The organism is Spirosoma agri (assembly GCF_010747415.1).
Lineage (GTDB): Bacteria > Bacteroidota > Bacteroidia > Cytophagales > Spirosomataceae > Spirosoma > Spirosoma agri.
Genome location: NZ_JAAGNZ010000001.1, coordinates 875,544 through 895,650 on the forward strand (window position 1 = coordinate 875,544; position 20,107 = coordinate 895,650).

General features: G+C 49.8%; 18 protein-coding genes. 9 read left to right on the forward strand and 9 right to left on the reverse strand.

Going from position 1 to position 20,107, the window contains the following annotated elements:
• The first annotated feature begins 11 nt into the window (after positions 1–11).
• Complete coding sequence (locus GK091_RS03665) at positions 12–479, forward strand: hypothetical protein (RefSeq protein ID WP_164035257.1); 468 nt, start codon at positions 12–14, stop codon at positions 477–479.
• A 398-nt stretch (positions 480–877) separates the two neighbouring features.
• Here the strand turns inward: GK091_RS03665 and GK091_RS03670 are convergent, their stop codons facing one another.
• Positions 878–1,624, reverse strand: a complete 747-nt coding sequence (locus GK091_RS03670; RefSeq protein WP_164035258.1) for an SDR family NAD(P)-dependent oxidoreductase — start codon at positions 1,622–1,624, stop codon at positions 878–880.
• Positions 1,625–1,995: 371 nt separating this feature from the next.
• Here GK091_RS03670 and GK091_RS03675 point away from each other — a divergent pair, with 371 nt between their 5' ends.
• The gene (locus tag GK091_RS03675; protein ID WP_164035259.1) at positions 1,996–2,982 is read left to right on the forward strand and encodes a glycosyltransferase family 2 protein; all 987 of its coding nucleotides are present in this window, start codon (positions 1,996–1,998) and stop codon (positions 2,980–2,982) included.
• A 96-nt stretch (positions 2,983–3,078) separates the two neighbouring features.
• Here the strand turns inward: GK091_RS03675 and GK091_RS03680 are convergent, their stop codons facing one another.
• Complete coding sequence (locus GK091_RS03680; RefSeq protein WP_164035260.1) at positions 3,079–4,020, reverse strand: hypothetical protein; 942 nt, start codon at positions 4,018–4,020, stop codon at positions 3,079–3,081.
• A gap of 226 nt (positions 4,021–4,246) precedes the next feature.
• Here GK091_RS03680 and GK091_RS03685 point away from each other — a divergent pair, with 226 nt between their 5' ends.
• From GK091_RS03685 to GK091_RS03715, 7 genes are all read left to right on the forward strand, one after another.
• Positions 4,247–5,410: a 3-dehydroquinate synthase gene (locus tag GK091_RS03685; RefSeq protein WP_164035261.1), complete on the forward strand. Its 1,164-nt coding sequence runs from the start codon at positions 4,247–4,249 to the stop codon at positions 5,408–5,410.
• Positions 5,407–6,645, forward strand: a complete 1,239-nt coding sequence (gene eboE / locus GK091_RS03690; RefSeq protein WP_164035262.1) for a metabolite traffic protein EboE — start codon at positions 5,407–5,409, stop codon at positions 6,643–6,645. The genes GK091_RS03685 and eboE overlap by 4 nt, the downstream gene beginning before the upstream one ends.
• Positions 6,642–8,030: an alkaline phosphatase family protein gene (locus GK091_RS03695; RefSeq protein ID WP_164035263.1), complete on the forward strand. Its 1,389-nt coding sequence runs from the start codon at positions 6,642–6,644 to the stop codon at positions 8,028–8,030. The genes eboE and GK091_RS03695 overlap by 4 nt, the downstream gene beginning before the upstream one ends.
• Positions 8,031–8,069: 39 nt before the next feature.
• Complete coding sequence (locus GK091_RS03700; RefSeq protein WP_164035264.1) at positions 8,070–8,627, forward strand: hypothetical protein; 558 nt, start codon at positions 8,070–8,072, stop codon at positions 8,625–8,627.
• 83 nt (positions 8,628–8,710) lie between these two features.
• Positions 8,711–9,220 (forward strand): hypothetical protein, encoded by a 510-nt coding sequence (locus tag GK091_RS03705; RefSeq protein ID WP_164035265.1) that lies wholly within the window; start codon positions 8,711–8,713, stop codon positions 9,218–9,220.
• Positions 9,221–10,240: 1,020 nt separating this feature from the next.
• Positions 10,241–11,539 carry a glycosyltransferase family 4 protein gene (locus GK091_RS03710; RefSeq protein ID WP_164035266.1) on the forward strand — a complete coding sequence of 433 codons (1,299 nt, stop codon included), beginning with the start codon at positions 10,241–10,243 and terminating at the stop codon, positions 11,537–11,539.
• A gap of 250 nt (positions 11,540–11,789) precedes the next feature.
• Entirely contained in the window at positions 11,790–13,166 is a 1,377-nt protein-coding gene (locus GK091_RS03715; protein ID WP_164035267.1) for a Gfo/Idh/MocA family protein, read from the forward strand.
• Positions 13,167–13,244: 78 nt separating this feature from the next.
• On the opposite strand, the gene GK091_RS03720 is transcribed toward GK091_RS03715, so the two are convergent.
• The 7 genes from GK091_RS03720 to GK091_RS03750 all read right to left on the reverse strand — a co-directional run bounded on the left by GK091_RS03720 (position 13,245) and on the right by GK091_RS03750 (position 20,090).
• The gene (locus GK091_RS03720) at positions 13,245–13,952 is read right to left on the reverse strand and encodes a carboxylesterase family protein (RefSeq protein WP_164035268.1); all 708 of its coding nucleotides are present in this window, start codon (positions 13,950–13,952) and stop codon (positions 13,245–13,247) included.
• A gap of 93 nt (positions 13,953–14,045) precedes the next feature.
• Entirely contained in the window at positions 14,046–15,605 is a 1,560-nt protein-coding gene (locus GK091_RS03725) for a sensor histidine kinase (RefSeq protein WP_164035269.1), read from the reverse strand.
• 75 nt (positions 15,606–15,680) lie between these two features.
• Positions 15,681–16,478, reverse strand: a complete 798-nt coding sequence (locus tag GK091_RS03730; protein ID WP_164035270.1) for an alpha/beta fold hydrolase — start codon at positions 16,476–16,478, stop codon at positions 15,681–15,683.
• Between the two features lie 239 nt (positions 16,479–16,717).
• The gene (locus GK091_RS03735) at positions 16,718–17,371 is read right to left on the reverse strand and encodes an alpha/beta hydrolase (RefSeq protein WP_164035271.1); all 654 of its coding nucleotides are present in this window, start codon (positions 17,369–17,371) and stop codon (positions 16,718–16,720) included.
• A 202-nt stretch (positions 17,372–17,573) separates the two neighbouring features.
• Positions 17,574–17,972, reverse strand: a complete 399-nt coding sequence (locus GK091_RS03740) for a hypothetical protein (protein ID WP_164035272.1) — start codon at positions 17,970–17,972, stop codon at positions 17,574–17,576.
• 64 nt (positions 17,973–18,036) lie between these two features.
• The gene (locus tag GK091_RS03745) at positions 18,037–19,038 is read right to left on the reverse strand and encodes a bile acid:sodium symporter family protein (protein ID WP_164035273.1); all 1,002 of its coding nucleotides are present in this window, start codon (positions 19,036–19,038) and stop codon (positions 18,037–18,039) included.
• 113 nt (positions 19,039–19,151) lie between these two features.
• Entirely contained in the window at positions 19,152–20,090 is a 939-nt protein-coding gene (locus tag GK091_RS03750; protein WP_164035274.1) for a Ppx/GppA phosphatase family protein, read from the reverse strand.
• Positions 20,091–20,107: the final 17 nt, after the last annotated feature.

Genomic DNA, 20,107 nt, shown 5'->3' on the forward strand with positions numbered 1-20,107 from the left:
TTATGCACACGATGATGAAGTTATTTCTCTGTCTTGTTTTTAATCTGCTGGTTCTTTCACTGGTCGCCGAAGCGCAGAAGATACCCAAAGATGCCGATGCGATCGAACTGACCACCAGCTTGGCTGATTCGGCACTGTTTGAGTCGGTGCAATCGTACCTCGAAGAAGCCGGTTTTGATATTGAGATCGCCAATCAGGAGGATGGTACAATCGTGACCGAATACCGACTTATTGCTGAGTTTAAGACGATAAAGGAGCCTATCGAAATACGCATAACTGCTACACTATCCGGCGAAGTCGTACTGTTCAAGGCGCAGGCTACATCGCATAGAGCAGGTAACTCCTACGAAAATGAACCGATCGTCAATAAAGAGTCGGCTGATGGTGTCAGTAATGGCGAGTTCCTGCTTTTTAACGAAGTGATAACCAAATACGCTAAAACGCTGGACCAGGTAACCGTAGATTACAACGTGCCCTGATCGGAGCCGTTTCATCGAAAAGATGGTCGCGTATGGCCCGGAAATCGTTTGCGCACAAACACTTAACTCGCACACGGGGTTAGGCAATTGTGCCTGTGTGTGGGCACTGTGTTAATGTACACTACCAAGGAGGGGCCCGGTTTATCCGGGCTTTTTTTATCAAAGAGGTGCCGCTACTACAAGAGGGGCAAAAAAATAGGCCACTCCCGAAAGAGCAGCCCGCGAAAAGAAAAGTGTTATCGCACATACATACGCGCTCGAAACAGATTCAGATTTCTCACATCGGAGAAAAGATAAATTTTAGGTCGGTTTTCGGTTAGACTACTTTTCTTTACTATAATAGTTCGTTGTTAATCAGTCCTTAACGCAAATTAGTAAGCTTCTTGATCAGACAAAAATCACTTCCGATGAATCGTTGTAGCTGCTGCCTGAGCACTGGCTAAAATGGTAATATCGGCGATGGTGACGTGAGCAGGAGCGGTTACCACATAAACAATTGTATCGGCTATATCGGTCGGTGTCAAAGGGGTGAAGCCCTTGTATACGTTGGCCGCCCGCTCGGTGTCTCCTTTAAAACGCACGACCGAAAACTCGGTTTCAACAGCCCCCGGCGCAACGTTGGTAACTTTGATGCCGTGCTGAGTGAGATCCAGTCGCATGCCCGTACTTAAGGCTTCGACGGCCGCTTTGCTGGCGCAGTAAACGGCTCCATTAGCATATGTTTCTTTCCCCGCAATCGAGCTGATATTGATGATGTGGCCGCGTTTCCGCTCAACCATGCCCGGTATCACTGCTTTCGACACATACAGAAGGCCCTGAACATTGCCGTCGATCATTTGGTCCCAATCGGCTGGGTCACCGTCCTGAATGGGCGACAGACCATGTGCATTGCCGGCGCTGTTCACCAGGATGTCAATCGTTTTCCAGTCATCAGGTAAGGTGCGGATGGCGTGATCCACTTCGTCCCAGGTCCGTACGTCGAAATTGAGGGTAGTCACAGGCGTTTTTGCGCTGAGCGTTTCCTGTAGTTCGTCTAACCGTTCCTGCCGACGTCCACACAGAATGAGCCGATAGTTGAGGTCGGCAAAGGCTTCGGCGGTAGCACGGCCAATGCCAGAGGTTGCGCCGGTGATGAGAGCAATCATAGTAGTCGGGTTGTAAAGTATTCGACAAAACTAACAGAATCCCGTCTTATCAATTCTTCTTAAAGCACAAAACTGAACTAAGCGCATCGATACGTGTAAACCGGATACTACGTTAGCCACAACTGGCGCAAAAATTGTGGTGTGTATCCAGTACTTTATTTTAGTCTCATACACTAAATTGTCGTCACAAATTTGGGTAATAAGTATATTTTTAGTTACCGTTCGATTGGTTAGCAAGGAAGTCATAAACGGCTTTATCAGTTTTTTTGTTAAGCACTGAAAACCAGTAAATCACCGTTGTTCAGGGCGCGTTTGGTCATGACGTTGCCGAGCGTTAATTATGCATCAAATGAGCTAAACTCGCTTCCTCTATGCTACCCGATTTTTCGGTGGTGATACCAACGTGTCAGCAACCGGCTCTACTTCTTACTTGCCTCGAGGCACTGGCTCAGCAGCGGCTCCCCCGCGACCAGTATGAGATCATTGTTGTGGACGATGCAAATTCGCCCGAAACGGCAACGGCTGTTGCTTTACTAACAAAACAGATCGCCCGATCAGGTGGACCGCTTGAAATTCGCTACTTAGGCCAACCGCAGCCGAAAGGACCTGCTGCGGCCCGCAATCGGGGTTGGCGGGCCGCAAGGGGCCACGTAATCGCCTTTACCGACGACGATTGTTTGCCCGATTCCAACTGGCTCTTATCGGCACTGACGGGTTTCCAGCGTGGAGCGCAGGTCATGACGGGCCAGTTATGTTTGAGGTTCACCACGAACACAACGCCGACAAATGCCCGAACGGCTTACCTAGACATGAGTGAGTTTATTTCGGCCAACTGTTTCTGCCGTAAATCGGCCATCGAGCGGGTAGGCGGTTTTGAAGAAGCGTTTGATCTGGCCTGGCACGAAGATAATGATTTACAATTCAAGTTCATTCAGGCGGGCATCCCCATCAGCAAGTGTCCACAGGCCATTGTGGTTCACCCGATGCGCGAAACGCCGTGGTACACCCCCTTGACAAATGAGCGGAAAAATCGCTACGATGCCCTGTTGTTCAAGCGGCATCCTGAACTGTTCCGACAGCGCATTGCCACCGACCGGAGTTTGATGCTTGAACAGTATGCCGCTGTCCTGGGGGTGATGTTTGGTGTTGCTGGTACGTTATCGGGTAGCGCCATTACCTCAACCGTCGGCTTTGGCATGTGGGGGATCGTATCCGCAAACCATATCTGGCACCGGTTGTCCGAGGAAGCCAATACGGCAAGTTTGATACAAACCGTCACAACAACACTGGCTACTCCCTTTGTGGCCGTGTATTGGCGACTGTACGGTGCCGTAAAATACCGAGTACTATACTGGTAGCCTGGAAACTTATCACGAGCCTTGACCCATTCGCGGATTAGCCAGGCAGCGGATTAAAACTCGTAATATGTTGTAGTGGCAAAGTACTAGATTGCGTCAAACTTCTTCGAGGAACGTTTGCAGGGCTAAACTTTTCGTGGCCAGTGCATCCTTGAACGGACCGATCTGGTTGGCAAGCTGATTAACGACCGGGATCAGAATTTGGCGCACTTCTTCCGAAGCATCCAGCGCATTCTCGATGCGCGTCTGCGTGATTCTATCGCTGAACGCATTATCGAAGAACGCATCGCCGATCAGATACCAGCCGGTTATGTGGACCTCCCGTCGCAGTTCGTAACCCAGATCAGCGTATTCCCGCTGGAACTGGTAGAGTGCCTGCTGTAACGCAAACGTCTGCGCCCGAACGTCGTCCAGCTTCTTCAATTTGGCATAGGATGCCAACGTCAGGCCCACCAGATCCAGATAGCCAATGTGCTGGGCATCCATGAGCATTGTGTTCGTTTTGTAAAGTTCATCGAGCGCCAGTCGGCCAGCTCTGAATGCCTGTTGCGCTTCGATGAACTGACGATCGGCCGCTTCAACGTCAGCCACGAGTTGGTCATACTGCCGACCGATACTATCCCAACGCAGCTGAATGACCGCTCGCTTCTGGGCCATCAGAGCCTCGTAATCACGATCGACCGATGCGTAGGCGGTAAGTTTCTGGCTGTATGTCTCGATAAGCTGCCTTGTCTGCTGGAGTTCGTCAGTCGCTGTACCGTAGGCAAGTTCAAGTTGAGCGACTTCTGCTTCTTCGTTTGTCAGCTGTTCCTGCTTTCGCTGGAGAATCGTGTAGTAGATAGTACGCCAACTCAGGCCCGTTAGCTGATCGACATCCCGTTGCTCCTGACTCAGCTGATCGGTCAGCATAGCCAGTTTCGCCAGTTGACTGGTTTGCACGGCTTCGGCGTCGGCTAAAAAACGGGTAAGTCGTTCTCGTTCATTGCGTTGGTTAACTAACGAAAGTAACTGGTGCTGTTGATTGGAGGTCCAGGCCATTAGGGTGTGGTGTGAATTGTCATGCAAATCAATGCGTTTCTGACATGGATACAATCAGCTTTGTATGGGTGGTCATTAGTGGCGACAAACGAGCCGGTAACTGCTGCGATCGGTCATCAGATGAATTTATGCATCAAATGAAGATACTGTAATGCACTTTTTTGGGCAATACTATTGTTTATTCGGTAATTTTGAAATTTTACAGCCAGGGTGAATTTATATGGAGATGAGCCATTTGCAGCAGTCTTTCACGGTTCGATTTGCGTACAACGTTTTCTTTACTGAAAAACTTTTCGATACAGCTAATCCGCTCCTTGCCGATTTTTTTGTCCAACAGGCCAGCGAAACCCGAAAAAAAATACTGGTCGTGATCGACTCCGGTGTTACGGAAACGCACCCTGATCTGTTAACGACCATCAACACCTATTTTGCTCAGCATACGGATGTTGTTGAACTGGTGCCGGACCTTCTCGTGATTCCGGGCGGTGAGGTGGCCAAGAACAACCCGGCTTTTGTCGAACAGATTGTCGATGCGGTCGATCGCTATGGCATCGACCGGCACTCGTATGTAGTGGCTATCGGGGGTGGATCCATACTCGATATGGTCGGTTATGCGGCTGCCATATCACACCGGGGCATTCGCCACATCCGGATTCCAACAACGGTGCTGTCGCAGAATGATTCCGGAATCGGTGTAAAGAACAGCGTCAACTACCGGGGTAAGAAAAATTTTCTTGGCACGTTTGCTCCGCCCGTAGCGGTTTTCAACGACAGTGATTTTCTGCTGACCCTCGACGATCGCGACTGGCGGGCGGGGATCTCCGAAGCCGTTAAAGTAGCGCTCATCAAAGACGCCCGGTTTTTCGAGTGGATCGAAGCCAACGCCGAAGCCCTCGCTGCCCGCGACATGGCGACGATGGCGTACCTTATTCACCGCTGTGCGCAAATGCACCTTGACCACATTGCGGGGGGCGATCCGTTCGAAATGGGTTCATCTCGACCGCTTGATTTTGGCCATTGGAGCGCTCACAAACTGGAACAACTCACCAATTTTGAACTGCGGCATGGCGAAGCGGTAGCCATCGGTATTGCCCTGGACAGTCTGTACTCGCAGCAGCTCGGTTGGCTCACGGGCGTTGACACCGACCGGATACTGAAGACGTTGCGCACGCTGGGCTTTTCCCTCTATCAAGCCATGCTCGACGCCGACAAAAGCGCCGGTATCGTGAAAGGGCTGGCCGAATTCCGGGAACATCTCGGTGGTCAGCTGACCATCATGTTGCTGGAAGGGATTGGCAAAGGCGTAGAGGTTCACGAAATCGATACTGACAAAGTGCGCCAGTCGATTGCCACCTTAAAAGAACAGGAGCAATCGGCTCAACTGGTATGAGGACACCACTGGGACACCTCGGTTACTGCACAAACATCCATGCGGGTGAAACGTGGACCGATCATTTTGCCGCGCTTCAGCAGGCGATTCCTGAACTGAAACAGCGGCTGTCGCCCGGTGCGCCGTTTGGCATTGGCCTGCGGCTGTCGGACGTGGCCAGTGAAGAACTGGAAATACCCGAAAATCTGGTAGTCTTTCAGCATTGGCTGGCGGCTAACGATTGCTACGTATTCACGATGAATGGTTTTCCGTTCGGAGGCTTTCACGACACAGTTGTTAAAGATCAGGTTCACGCACCCGACTGGACGACCGAAGCGCGGGTCGAATACACCAAGCGATTGTTCCGGATCTTGTCTGTGCTGCTGCCGGTCGATGAACTGGGCAACGCCATTCAGGGCGGTGTTTCTACGTCGCCCCTATCGTATCGTCGCTGGTTCGAGTGGGAGCAACCCGCAGCCCGCGACTATATTCTTTCGCAGACGACTCAGAATGTGCTCGAAGTCGTTGCGGACCTGATTCGGCTGCGGCAGCAAACGGATCGATTGATGCACCTTGATCTGGAACCAGAACCCGATGGCGTAATTGAAACCGCCGACGAGTTCATCACCTGGTATACCGATTACCTGTTGCCAATGGGTATCGAGCAGCTGACGTCGCAATTCGGTTTGACCGACGAAGAAGCCGAGGCCCGAATATGCGAACACGTGCGGTTGTGTTACGATGTCTGTCATTTTGCCGTTGGCTACGAGCGTCCGGCTGCCGTGCTGGACAAACTAAAGGAATTTGGTCTTCGCGTTGGTAAAATTCAGATCAGTGCGGCTTTAAAAGCTGAATTCCCTGTAGAAACTGCGGATCGGGAGGTCGTCAAAATGGCGTTTGACCAGTTTAATGAGCCAACGTATCTGCACCAGGTTGTGGCGCGAACACAGGCAAACGAACTACGCCGATTCCCGGATTTGCCGCAGGCACTGGCTGCGTTCAACGAAGACCATGCGGAGTGGCGGGCACATTTCCATGTTCCGCTTTTTGTGGCGGATTATGGGGTGTTGCAATCGACACAGGACGATATAGTAGAGGTGCTTCGTCTTCAGGCCGAACGGCGATTTACGAATCAGCTGGAGGTAGAAACCTACACCTGGGGTGTGTTGCCGGATGAACTGAAAGCACCACTGGTCGATTCGATTGAGCGCGAAATGAACTGGGTGATAACAAACGGAATAGAGTCGAATACATGAAAAAGACGGTAGTACTCGATGTTGTGGGGTTGTCTTACTCGCTGATTGGCGACCACACGCCCTTTTTGAAACAGTGGTTTGCCAGCAAGCATCAGGCCACCATCGATCCTATGCTTCCGGCCCTGACAACATCGGTGCAGTCTACGTATGTAACGGGTAAATGGCCGAGTGAAACTGGTATTGTCGGCAATGGTTGGTACGACCGGACCGATTCGGAAGTGAAATTCTGGAAACAGTCGAATAAACTCGTCGCGGGCGAAAAAATTTGGGAACGGGCCAAAAAGCTTGATCCTTCGTTCACCGTTTCGAAAATGTTCTGGTGGTACAACATGTACTCATCCGCCGACTATTCAGCAACGCCCCGCCCACAGTACCCATCCGACGGGATGAAACTTCCCGATTGCTACACCCAGCCTGGCGATCTGCGCGACAGGCTTCAGAAGGAACTTGGCACGTTTCCGCTCTTTCAGTTCTGGGGACCCGCAACGACCATAAAAAGTAGCCGTTGGATTGCCGACGCATCGATGCTGGTCGATAAATGGCATGACCCGACCCTCACGCTAATTTACCTGCCCCATCTGGATTATTGTTTGCAGAAATTCGGCCAGGATTTCGCAAAAATCGGTACTGACCTTCGCGAGATCGACGACGTCTGCCGCGATCTGATTCAGTATTATGAGCAGCAGAATGCCGAGGTCATCGTGTTGTCGGAATATGGGATAACCAACGTCAGCAAGCCAATTCACATCAACCGGATTCTGCGGGAAGCCGGTATGATTCGCTATCGGGAAGAGCGCGGTCTGGAAATGTTCGATGGGGGCGCATCACCCGCCTTTGCCACACCCGATCACCAGATTGCTCACGTGTACATCAACGACCCCACGGTTTTTGATGACGTACGATCACTGCTCGAACAGACGCCGGGGATTGAACTGGTATTGGATAAAGAACAACAGAAAGACTACCACATTGATCACGAACGCTCCGGCGACCTTGTCGTCGTGGCTGATGCCGATAGCTGGTTCACCTATTATTACTGGCTCGATGATGCCCGTGCCCCGGATTATGCCCGGTTAGTGGCCATTCACCAGAAGCCCGGCTATGACCCCGTCGAAATGTTTATGGACCAGACGAATCCGCTCATTAAACTCAAGGCGGGGTATAAGTTAGGGCGTAAGTTGCTGGGTTTCCGCTACCTCATGAACGTCATTTCGCTCGACGCGACGCTTGTCAAAGGATCGCACGGACGCATTGATACGGCGCGGGAGCATCATCCGGTATTCGTGAGTAGTCGTAACGTAGGTAACGCCTTATCGGCAGTTGACGTTTATGATCAGATTTGGACTGCGATGACCACGGGAGTGTCTGAAAAACAGACGATTTAACTTCTTGGTTATTCAGCCGAAAGGATGTAATTTAACTTCATGAAAGCCCTCGTCGTTGTTTTTCTGCTTGCTTCGGCCTGTGCGTCGAACCGGCTGCCGAAGGTGAATGCCCCGGCTGACGGCGCTGAATATTACTTGCCTAATCAGCCAACGCATGCCCTTCAGTCGCGGATTCTACCAGACCCGCACGGTGGGCTTGGCCATTCTCAGGACCCCGATATTCGCGTAACCGACATTCGGCTGACGGCCACCTATACGGTCGTTTACCTCACATATGGTAAAGACAAAAGTGATCGCTACTTTAATTACGCCGGCACAAGTAGTATCTCATTTAATCCAAAGGCGGTTCTGGCTTCGTCGGATGGCAAACGGACGTTTGCCCTGCTGAAGACCGAAGGCATTCCTATGTCACCGCAGACGACGGAAATCAAGAATGACGAAAAGCTGTCCTTTATTCTGTACTTTGAGCGGCTGGACAAGGGTATTGAAGCGTTCGATCTGTTTGAATGTAAGAGCGATACCGAAAATTCATGCTTCAACGTAGCCGGAATAACGATCGAGAATCCAGCTGATTCGGGCGTACAACTACCGAAATAATCAATTTTTTGCCGGTCAACAGCATACTGACGGTCCACCGCCGGACGTTAGCACTGTATTGCTGTAGTCCTGTTCCCCGTAGTATGTCGTTTTTTGCTTTTTTCCAGCGCCGTTTATGTACCCCATTTGTTGCTGCTGCCTGCTTGCTCATAAGTCTGGTTACGCTCGCTCAGGTCACCCTGAAATACCGGGTCCTGAATGGCTACTTTCTAAGCAGTGAGGCTCCTGTCAATAAAGGAAAACCGACGTTGTTTGTGTTTGAACAGGCCGATACATTCGCTGATGTTTTCAAGCCAGCCACGACAATGAGCAGACGGCCCGATATGCCGAATTTCAACAAAGAAATGGTTGTTGGTATTACGCTCCCCGCCACAAATAAGCCGCCTAAATTATCGATTAGCCGCGTGTTTGTGCAGGACTCTGTCATGACCGTTCGCTACATCCGTATAGCCGATACGACCCTGACCAAAACGCCCCAATCGTTTACATCCCAGCCTATGCTGCTGGTGGCTATACCCGCACAGGTTGTATTGAGTACCCGACTCATCGAGAACGGAAAAGTTGTATTAACACTTAAGAAACGGAACGACTAACCCAGTCGGCGAAAATAGTGCCTTTGGTTTGGGCGATAGGACAACCAATTGTTCGTTGACTGACAGACTGAAATACAGCCGCGCACAGTTTACATGAATGCGTTCTTTTGCAGGCTTTTTTACCGGAAACAATCTTATTGAAGAAGATTATTGGTCGCACCTCCCGGACTGATGACGCGCAGTGGTATAGCACTGATGACGACCACAATTATCGTCGAATACACGTAAGTTTTCATACGAATGAAAAGCGGCCTTTCTAACTTGATAAGCCAACGATGAGCGCGTTACGGACTAACCAATATTATTGGTTTACGGGACTGAATTTAGGTATGAATGACAAGGAAAGTTGGGCGATAAAAGTAGATACAGTAACTGAAAAGAATAGTGGTTAAGGGGTACATGTCAAACCGTTACGCGAAAATCAGGTGCATGTTGTTACATGATAAACATGTAGAAGCAGGCAACGGTTTAGTCACTACGTAGTCAGCAAGGATTTGTTTAAAATAGATTACTGGCAGTAACACAACTATGAAGGACACAATCCATAAGTCAATAAACTTGGCTCATCACGAATCAAGTAAAAACAAGTTCTCTTAATTTGTGAAACTTATATCTTAGTATACCAAATAAGGTATATTAATTCCAATATTTTAACAAAATAAAAAATCTGATACAGCTAAATAGGTTTGGTATTCTTTTTGAGTGAGTAATTGATAAATTAAATGGTTATTTTTTGTAAATTGGTTGCAAGCTTGTCGAGCAAGAACAGAGAGAAATGAGTCAATAATTTTGCTGAACGACAGGTCGACGCGTTCGAAAATACCGTTCGCGAAATATAGACGATTATTTCTAAAGTCAATTTTGAATAATTGATTCACCGTAATAGTTTAAACCGCCATTAGTCAACGTATACGTCTTTAATGTGTCGATATACTGTATAACAACTACTATTGAGTCTTACTGAAAATACAATTGTCAGTGCTACTGACTTAGTCTATTCATACCATTAACCAAATGCGGATGAGAATCGCAGTATGGCATAACTTGCCCAGTGGAGGGGCAAGCCGGGCTTTGCATCAACACATTAAAGGACTAGCTGAGCGTGGTCATTATATTGAGGTCTGGACATCATCATTAGCCGACAGCCGTTTTCTGGACGTCGATCAGTACGTTGCCAAAACACACATTGTTCCCCTAAAAATTGCCACCCGAGTTCGTATCGATCGGATTGACGACGTTCGTTCAGTTGCATTCCAGAACAGCACCCGTATCAACAGAATGCTGGCTTTTTGTAAAGAATGCGCTCAACAGATTGGGGAAGGTGATTTCGATGTTTTATTTGCCAATTCCTGCCATTATTTTAACATGCCGTTTATCGGCCGGTTCATCAACAAGATTCCCAAATTACTGTACTTGCAGGAACCAAACCGGTCGCTTTATGAGGCTTATCCAAACCTGCTCTGGCGAGGTTTGGCAGCCTGGTCCGAAAATTGGGCTTCGTTGTCTTACTATGAGCGTGTCTGGCAGGATATGGTAACGACTCACCGGGCACGGGTACTAGTCCGCGAAGAATTTACAAATTACCGTAGCTACGACAAAGTACTGGTCAATTCGTATTTCAGCAATGAGAGCCTATTGCGGGCCTACGGCGGAGGGGGCGAGGTGTGTTACCTGGGTGTCGATCTCGACCTTTTTCCTTTCCTCGATCTGCCCCGTGAACCGTTCGTGATGGGGCTAGGCTCCTTTCATCAGCCGAAACAACCTGATCTGGCCATCAAAGCGCTGGCTCAGATTCCGGAATCGATCCGACCCCGACTGGTTTGGGTTGGCAACATTGGCAATAAAGAATACATGGCAACGCTGATGACGCTGAGCAGCCAGCTTAACGTTGCGTTTGAGCCAAGGCAGTATGTGCCCCATCAGGAATTGATTGAGTTACTGAATACAGCATCGTGTCTATTGTATACATCGGCACTGGAACCCTTTGGTTTCGCTCCGCTGGAAGCCAATGCGTGTGGACTTCCCGTCGTTGCCGTGGGTGAGGGCGGTGTTCGGGAAACGGTGCGGGATGGCTACAATGGGTTGCTTACGGGACGCAATCCTGTCGATATCGCAAATGCCGTCCAACGGATACTAGAAGATCCGGTCCTGTTTCAAACACTATCAGCGAATGGGCGGCATGTAGTGCGCGAACGATGGGGTATCGAACACGCTGTTGATCGAATCGAAGAGGCTTTACTATCGATGGCAGCGCCCAAACGCTATGTGTCCGACGGCCATACGTCAACGAAACAACTCTTAAATAAAGAAAATCGCTAACGTGTAGGCAACCTACCGCCGGTGACATCAATAGTCCCTGTCCATAACGTATGGGCAGGGACTATTTTTTGGCCTGCTTGTGGGGACTGTCAAAAGCATCAGATTCTTATCGATGGACTGGTAGTTTCGGTATTTTTTTGCTTTTAACTATATCGGGCTCGTCATTTGATCGCGCTTTAAGAAGGAGTGCTAAGCCCGGAGTAAAGTATCCATAAAACTCGGCTGTAGCCGCCTGAACCCCTCAACTTGCATGCATAATTTCAATATTAACCGGCGCCGTTTTCTTCAGGGAACCACGGCTTCGCTTGCCCTTAGCACATTTGGAGCCAGAGGCATGGACCTGATCAACCCCGCAAAAACGCTTCGTGTAGGACTGATTGGCACGGGATGGTATGGGAAAAGCGATCTGTTTCGTCTGATTCAGGTAGCCCCCGTTGAGGTTATCGCGCTCTGTGACGTCGACAAAAATATGATGGCGGGCGCGGCAAAACTCGTCAGCCAGCGCCAAAAATCGGGGAAGACTCCGCGCCTGTATGGTGATTACCGGAAAATGCTGGCTGAGAACCAATTCGATATTGTGCTGATCGGTACGCCCGACCACTGGCACGCGCTCCAGACAATCGACGCCCTGAAGGCGGGTGCCAACGTGTACGTGCAAAAGCCAATCAGTGTCGATGTTATAGAAGGGGAGGCTATGGTAGCTGCCGCTCGAAAGTATAATAAGGTCGTGCAAGTGGGAACGCAGCGCAAAAGTACACCCCACCTGATCGATGCGAAAACCAATATTGTCGATGCGGGCTTACTAGGAAAAGTGTCGCACGTCGATATGTGCTGTTATTACCACATGCGCAATAATGGCAACCCACCCGTACAGGCTGTCCCCGATTTCCTGGATTATGAAATGTGGACCGGCCCAGCCCCCCTGCGTCCTTACGACGGACTGCCGCACGTACGCTGGTGGCGAGCGTTTATGGAATATGGCAACGGAATCACAGGTGACATGTGCGTTCATATGTTCGATACGGTGCGCTGGATGCTGAAACTTGGCTGGCCCAACCGGATCAGTTCTACGGGGGGGATTTATGTGCAGAAGGAAGGGAAATCCAACATTTCGGATACGCAGTCGGCGCTGTTTGAGTACGATGGGCTGACCTGTTCCTGGCAGCATCGGACCTGGGGAACGCCCGCCAATCCGGACTATCCCTGGTCGTTTACGCTCTACGGCGAAAAGGGAACGCTGTGGGCGAGCACGATGGCCTACGATTTCATTCCGGAGGGGAAAGGTGAAAAAATCCACAAGGATGTTGTCTACGAAAAAGAGAAATATCCGGAGGATGTAACCGAACCTACCGAGCCCAAAATCGAGTTGAATGCGGCTCCGGCTACGCGCCTGCACATGCTCAACTTCCTGGATGCGATCGATAAGGGGAGCCGCCCGGTTGCCGATATTGAGGAAGGGCATATCTCGACGGCCAGTTGCATTCTGGCTAATATGTCGATGAAAACAGGTCGCCCAATCGTTTATGATCCCAAGAAGCGTGAGATCATTGGTGATCGGGAGGCCAACGGCCTTCTCCAGCGGCCCTATCGCCAGCCTTATACTCACCCCGATCCGAATAAGGTCTAGGTTGGAACGTTCGTCGTTGCCCAGTTTGATCGTCTGATTTCAGACGGGAAATCTGAGCAACGATGAGCTATCTAATCGTCACTTATGCTGCTTCAGCAGCCAGGCATAGATCGATTTGTCTTCGTAGAGATACCGGATATCGTGCCCTTCGTTTTCCAATCGGGTAAATTTTACGGACCCATGGCATTGTTTCAGGCGATTGACCAATCGCTCCGTTTCGTTGATTGGAATAAGATCGTCGGCTGTTCCGTGAAAGGTCCAGACGGGAACTTGCCTGATCGTACAGATTTGTGTTGAATCGTCGCAGCCTCCACACAGCGGGACGACTGCCGCAAATTTATCCGGATAAGCCACCGCTGTCTGCCAGGCACCGTAGCCCCCCATGCTGATGCCGGTCAGGTAAACACGCTTCGGATCGATACGGTATTTTGTTGCCAGGTCAGCATAGAGTGAATCGAACCAATTATCGGTCGACCAGAATTTGCCGTCCGGACACTGGGGCGACGCAATGATAAACGGAAAATCGGTTCCCTTCTCGACCAGATGAGGCAAACCGTAGATCTTGAGCTTGTTCAGATCAGTACCCCGCTGTGACCCGCCATGAAGATAGATGACTACCGGATAGGCTGTTTTGCTCGTTGCATAATCCCTGGGTAAGTAAAGCAGATAGTTATATTTCTCTTTGGCTTTGGCGATAGATGCAGACTGAGCGATGACGCTTATGGACAGTAAGAAGAGGCATAGAAACCCAGCTACTGCGCGCGAGTATTGACTTGTGAAAACCATATAGTAACGAGTACCAATTTCCTGCAAAATAGTAACGTGGGTGGAAACCCGCGATCTATCTCAACAAATTGCAAGTTTCCACCCACGTTACCACTATTTCGTGACCAGCGATTCGCCAATACGAACGTAATCGGCAGGGAACACCAGCCGGAACGTTGTGCCGCTATTCAGCACGCTATCGACTTCAATGGCTGCACCTAACTTATCGGAAAGGGCTTTGACAATGGACAGACCGAGCCCCGATGAGCCTTCGTTGTTGGTGGGCTGCGCCGATAGCCGCTGAAATCGCTTGAATAACTTCGTGCGGTCATCCGATGAGATACCCGGTCCTTCATCTTTCACCGAAATCGTGAGCTGATTATCCCGCAACCCAATCTGAACGTAAACATTACGACCGAAGGGCGAGAATTTTACCGCGTTACTGATCAGGTTGTCGAGGATTCGGACCAGCGATTCCGGGTCGGAGTGGAGCAGAATGGCCTGATCGCTGTGCTGAGCGTGTAGCGTTATTCCTTTTTGATAAGCCTGCGCCGAAAATCCTTCGACAAGTACATCGATCAGCTCCCTGATCTCGATATCTTCCATCTGCACCGGCAGGTTCGACGAGATCAATTTGTTGAAGTAGACAATACTGTCGATGAGATTAAGGCCACGCTTGATTGTTTTCTGTCCATACTCGATGTTTTCGTTCTGTTCTTCATTCAACGGCCCGTGCATGGGCAGAAAATTGAAGATGAAGCTTAACGTTGCCAGTGGCGACTTCAGGTCATGCGCAATAACACTGATCAGGTTCTCGATTTCGCGATTGGCGTCCGACAACTGCTGATTTTTATGGTATAATTCCGTTACGTCGTTAAATAACCAGATACGACCTTTGAAGTAGGGTGAAAAAATGGGCCTTGTCAGCACCGATAAAATCTGGTCCGTAAAAATCCAGAGCCACTCCTTAATGCTAAAATTTGGATTACGAACAAACTCGTTTGCCGTATGATTGATCGCATCCAGATTAAGCGCCCGGTTGCGAAGTTTGAGCATACCCATCGATAAACTGGTCGGTGATGGCCGCAGGTCGCCCTGTTCAAGATCCAGCAATTCGATGGCTGCCTGATTTACCCAGCTTGTTTCATCCTCCTCGTTGACAAGTACGATGCCCTGGGGAACAATGCCGAAGATGAACCGGTATTGCTGTTCGAGGGCGATACGCTGAAGTGATAAATTGCTGATCAGCACCTTGTCCCCAAAGCGATACAAGGCATCTTCGACATCGTCGGCCGGACTATCCGTTAGTGTTTCCCAACCTATTAGAATCCAGCCTTTGAATGTGTAATTCGTTAGCCGGAACCCCGCGACCTGTCGGTAGTCGCTAAGCATTCCCTTCAGCGCCCGGCGTGGCGTAAAATTTTTGATCAGGAAAAAGGGACTTTCCTGCGTCAGTTCTTGTAATTGGGTTGGATTGAGCGACAGCAGATCCAGTTTTTGTGGACTGGAAAACTGGATGGTTGCTGTCCACTCATCACGCTCCTGTACAATATAGCAGCCATCCGCTTCCAGAAAAGCCAGCATCTCAGCTATATAGGCTTCTAGAAGTTTCGGGCCGATTTCGGTGGCTTCAATAGTCCGGAAACGTTTTTCAAGAACTTTAAAGTCCATCATACAAGAGTAGCCACCAGTCGGTCTGCCAACAGTGTTCTGACAGTCACCTTAGACAATACGTGGGATCGGAAACAGTTAATTCAAAAAGGGTTTGATTGCTTTTATGACTTCATCGGCACCACTAATATGAGGTAAATGGCCTTCTGTATCGATAAAAGACAGCACGCCATTCGGAATCGTTTTTTCCATAAAGTGACTTACATGCACAGGGACGGCAATATCTTTTTGGCCCTGAATCAACAGTGTTGGGTGCGGCAACCGGGCGATGTCGTTTCTGTGGTCGGAATAGAAAATGACCTTTGCAATGGATAAGGCTACGTCAGGGCGCATGGCCGACAGGGTTTTTGCGAACGCTGAGGCAAACTGAGGCTGGTCGGGATTAGCCATGATCATGGGCGCAAACCCGCCGACCCACGAATGAAAATTACCTTCCATTTGCGAGAAAAGTTCTTCGAGCGTCTCCTGACTGAATCCACCTACATAACCCTCTTGGTTAACGTAACATGGCGATGAATTTAGCAGAATAAGTTTTGAAAACCAGGTTGGCTCCTGAATAGCGGCCAGCGCTCCACTCATACCACCGGCTGAGTGTCCGACAAAGATGACATCTTTAAGCGCCAGCTCTTCAAGTATATCCAGAATATCGTCAGCGTAGGAGTACAACTGCTTGTATTTTTTTTGGCTAAAATACGGTGCAGTTTTTTCGTTTGCCCCAACATAATCGAACAAAACGACTTTGTGATCGTCGTAGAACGCGGGCGCAATCGCGCTCCAGGCAGTCTGATCAGTACCAAATCCGTGAGCAAACACGACGGTTTTATCAGCTTGCTGATTGCCGAGTAAGCGCACATTGTTTCTGGTTACTATAGTCATGTAAATGTATTGCTTTATGTTACTAAAACTTTATATTATTATCTTAGTGTTTACATTTTTATGCTTAAAGTCGAAATTTATAGAAAATGGTTCGTTTTTACACTATGATATTCGATAAGTACTCATGAAAAGATTGCTTCACCACCAAAATTGATTAGAAGGTAGATAGACGCTGTAACAGAGCCGGAAAATACGGGACAAGTGGCCCATGGCTACGCAATCGGCGGATTTACGAGCAGCTACACCGATTTCAGCAACTCAGCCAGCACCGCCGTCTTTACCTGATGACCGCCCGTAAATGGGGTCACGGTCAGGGAGGGTACATCAGCCTTGAGCTGCTGCAAATACAGGTCGACATCAGCCAATTGGACAATGTATTCGTCCTGACGCCCATACACATAATGAGTGTCAACGGTCGCCAGCTTGTCAGGGGCTACCAACTCGCGTAAACCGGCTGGAAAGTAACCAGCCCAGAGAATCAACCGGTCAACCCGAATATGGCCATTATTCAGCCAGCGGCAGGCTGTGGCTGCCCCCTGCGAAAAGCCGAGCAGGGTAATGGGCAGATTCTCCGGTGCACAACTCGCCAGAACAAGATCGTAGAGGGCGTTCAGGTAGGCCAAAAAGTCGCTGATTTCATGCTCTCTGTCTTCACGCGTCATCCACGATGCACTAACTCGCTGATAGCTGGTATCCAGATACGATCGGGATAAACCCTCCGGCACAATCACCAGCGTTTGACCATCATCCAGCTCGGTAAACTTACGGCCAAAATATTGAGCTAGTTGCCCAAAACCATGCAGGCAAAACCAGATATGTTTCGTTCGTTCGGTTAATTCACCAATCGTGTAATAGCGGGCCGTACGCCTGACGCTGAGGTGATGTTCGTTCATGGTTGTGCACCTGGCCAGCTTCAAACGGAGCGATCTTTTGCTCCTGATTACCAGAAAAATGGTCTACAGATTGTAAATACTTGTGCCTAGAGCTTGCCTACCCACAGGTTTCTCACCAACCGGGGCTGCTACACAACCGGCGTGTACAAGTATAAACAACTTCGAATTGGTGGGAAGGACAGGCTGAGCAGGAGCCAGGTGGTCAAACTTTACTTTCGGGATAGATTTTCTTGTGTTGAGCAACCAGGATTGCGTACTGTTCGGGTGTTAGAATGGGTTTATACTGGAGTACCTTTTCCGTTTCTACGGCGACTGCCAGTGCTCTCAGTTTTTGATTCGTAAGCCCCGCTTTCTTTAACTTCTTTACACCCTCATTAAATTTGACCGTAGCATCGGTAATGACTTGTTTAGCCTTTGGCACCTGCTGATCAGTGAGTTTAAGCCGCTGCTTGTCAGCCTTGATCACGGATTTGATAATCATGCCGACAGTTGCTCCGTTATTCAGCAAGGCGAATTTCTCGTTTTCTACGGACTGCGTTTGCGCAAACAACAGTGTCGACAACCCAACCAGAAGGGCTGTTAAGGTGAGCCTGATTTTCATTATAGTTGCTTGGATAAGAAACCCGTTTCGGTACGTTTCAAGAGGGCTAATATAGGTTTTTTTGTTAGACGTCCTGCGTTTTTGCCAATTGGGGCGACGTTTCAGTGGGTGCCATTTCTTTCGGTGGGTGCTGGCTCCAGTACGTTGCCAACAGTGAACCGGTGGTATTCATGATCGGACCAAACAGGGCAGGGGCAAGGCCAACCGTAGCCACTTTGCCCATCTGCACGGCAATCCCCGACGCTAATCCGCCATTTTGCAGACCAACCTCAATGGCGACCGTACGACAGCTTTGTTCATCCATGCCGAACAGCCGGGCGGCCCAGTACCCCAGGGTGAAGCCCGTCAGGTTATGGATCAGCACGCAGAGCGCCAGTGTCCAGCCAACGGTCAATAAACTATCGCGACCGGCGGCCGTGATGATCGCTACGATGAGTACAATACCCGCCATTGAAATCAACGGCATAATGCGGTTAATGACCACCGCCGACTTGTGGAAAATACGATTCAGGATCAGTCCAACGATGACCGGGACGATAACAATCTCCGTAATGTGAATCATCATAGCCCACAGCGATATTTCGATGAACTGACCAGCAAACAACTTCATCAGTGCAGGCATCAGAAAAGGAGCCAGCAGCGTAGCCAGTGTCGTAATCGTGATCGATAAGGGAACGTTCGCTTTGGCAATAAAGCACATTACATTGGAGGCCAGTCCGCTCGGTGAGCAACCGATCAGTACGACACCAGCCGCAATTTCGGGCGGAAACTTAAAGACATTCGCCAGCGTGAAACCGAGCAGGGGCATGATTAGAAAGTGACACGCGACACCAATAAAAACGGCCCGTGGTTGCTTGATGACACTTTCGAAATCCTTGATCGACATGGTGGTGCCCATGCCCAGCATGATGACTTGCAGTAAGGGGACAATCAGTTTCTTCAACGAAAAACCATTGAATTCCGTAAAAGGCCCCGGAAAGATCATGGCCACAGCTACAGCCGTGATGATCAGGGCGGTGTAAATTAAATTACTGTACGACGAGCGTTCATTGGTTTCGGCTTTCATGCGCGTAACTGAATCGGACCAACGGTCTGGCGGCCGTTGCCGAATGAAAGATTAGTTAAGATTCAGGAATAGGTCACTGAACCGTTTGGTCAGCTACGGCAAAAAGCCGTGACCTACCCTAAGCTACTCAATACGCCTTCTTTCAGTGAGTAGGTCGATGTGCGAATCCGCGAAATACCGTATGTTTTTAGCACATAGTCGATCAGGCAAACGGCCACCACGATCATATCGACCCGTAATTCGATCATGCCGGGGATCTGCATCCGTTCACTATGATTCCGCGTAGTGAGGAGTTCGTAGGCACGCTGAAACTCCGTAATCGGGAGGGTAAAGCTACTTTGCGCGGGGTCGGGCAGGTGGCCGTGTTCGTGCATGAACCACATATCGACCAGCGTATCGAACGAACCCGATGAGCCAACCAGCACGGCTGGCTGATACTGGTGGACGCCATTCGCCAGCGGTACCAACTGTTCCTGAAAATAATCGTGTAGCCGCCGAACGCTGGTCGGGCTAATTGGGTCCTGGCGGTCCGGCGTTTCCGGCATGAAGCGTTCGCGTAGGCGCTGGCCACCAATCTCGAAACTTTGCTTCCAGAATATCCGCGATTGATTCCCCAGGATAAATTCGACGCTACCACCGCCAATGTCGATCACCAGCGCCGTCGACTCGTCCAGTGCTCCCGCCGACCGGACCCCTTTGTAAATGTATTCGGCTTCCTGCTCGCCCGAAATCACCTGAATCTGAATGCCCGTTTCCTGCTTCACGCGATCAATGAATTCGCGCTGGTTGCGGGCAACACGAATCGCACTCGTCCCCGTTGCTATGACCTGTTCCGGTGCGACCTGATACTGATCGAGCACTTGTCGGAAGTAAGCCAGCACGACTAAGGCCCGACCGATACCATCGTCCAGAATAACGCCCTGATTAATACCCGCCTGGCCAATTTTAGCCGGACGGCTTTCGCGGAACAGGGTGTTGTAGCCATCCTCCGTTTTTTCGACGATAAGCAGGTGAAATGTATTGGTGCCTAAGTCAATAATAGCTTGTTTCATAGTCGCAAATCTATTAC

What these genes read in the sequence shown, in the direction of transcription:
- GK091_RS03665 (WP_164035257.1), top strand. Translation starts at nt 12, where the DNA reads ATGATGAAGTTATTTCTCTGTCTTGTTTTTAATCTGCTGGTTCTTTCA.
- GK091_RS03670 (WP_164035258.1), bottom strand. Translation starts at nt 1,624, where the DNA reads ATGATTGCTCTCATCACCGGCGCAACCTCTGGCATTGGCCGTGCTACC.
- GK091_RS03675 (WP_164035259.1), top strand. Translation starts at nt 1,996, where the DNA reads ATGCTACCCGATTTTTCGGTGGTGATACCAACGTGTCAGCAACCGGCT.
- GK091_RS03680 (WP_164035260.1), bottom strand. Translation starts at nt 4,020, where the DNA reads ATGGCCTGGACCTCCAATCAACAGCACCAGTTACTTTCGTTAGTTAAC.
- GK091_RS03685 (WP_164035261.1), top strand. Translation starts at nt 4,247, where the DNA reads ATGAGCCATTTGCAGCAGTCTTTCACGGTTCGATTTGCGTACAACGTT.
- eboE (WP_164035262.1), top strand. Translation starts at nt 5,407, where the DNA reads ATGAGGACACCACTGGGACACCTCGGTTACTGCACAAACATCCATGCG.
- GK091_RS03695 (WP_164035263.1), top strand. Translation starts at nt 6,642, where the DNA reads ATGAAAAAGACGGTAGTACTCGATGTTGTGGGGTTGTCTTACTCGCTG.
- GK091_RS03700 (WP_164035264.1), top strand. Translation starts at nt 8,070, where the DNA reads ATGAAAGCCCTCGTCGTTGTTTTTCTGCTTGCTTCGGCCTGTGCGTCG.
- GK091_RS03705 (WP_164035265.1), top strand. Translation starts at nt 8,711, where the DNA reads ATGTCGTTTTTTGCTTTTTTCCAGCGCCGTTTATGTACCCCATTTGTT.
- GK091_RS03710 (WP_164035266.1), top strand. Translation starts at nt 10,241, where the DNA reads ATGAGAATCGCAGTATGGCATAACTTGCCCAGTGGAGGGGCAAGCCGG.
- GK091_RS03715 (WP_164035267.1), top strand. Translation starts at nt 11,790, where the DNA reads ATGCATAATTTCAATATTAACCGGCGCCGTTTTCTTCAGGGAACCACG.
- GK091_RS03720 (WP_164035268.1), bottom strand. Translation starts at nt 13,952, where the DNA reads ATGGTTTTCACAAGTCAATACTCGCGCGCAGTAGCTGGGTTTCTATGC.
- GK091_RS03725 (WP_164035269.1), bottom strand. Translation starts at nt 15,605, where the DNA reads ATGATGGACTTTAAAGTTCTTGAAAAACGTTTCCGGACTATTGAAGCC.
- GK091_RS03730 (WP_164035270.1), bottom strand. Translation starts at nt 16,478, where the DNA reads ATGACTATAGTAACCAGAAACAATGTGCGCTTACTCGGCAATCAGCAA.
- GK091_RS03735 (WP_164035271.1), bottom strand. Translation starts at nt 17,371, where the DNA reads ATGAACGAACATCACCTCAGCGTCAGGCGTACGGCCCGCTATTACACG.
- GK091_RS03740 (WP_164035272.1), bottom strand. Translation starts at nt 17,972, where the DNA reads ATGAAAATCAGGCTCACCTTAACAGCCCTTCTGGTTGGGTTGTCGACA.
- GK091_RS03745 (WP_164035273.1), bottom strand. Translation starts at nt 19,038, where the DNA reads ATGAAAGCCGAAACCAATGAACGCTCGTCGTACAGTAATTTAATTTAC.
- GK091_RS03750 (WP_164035274.1), bottom strand. Translation starts at nt 20,090, where the DNA reads ATGAAACAAGCTATTATTGACTTAGGCACCAATACATTTCACCTGCTT.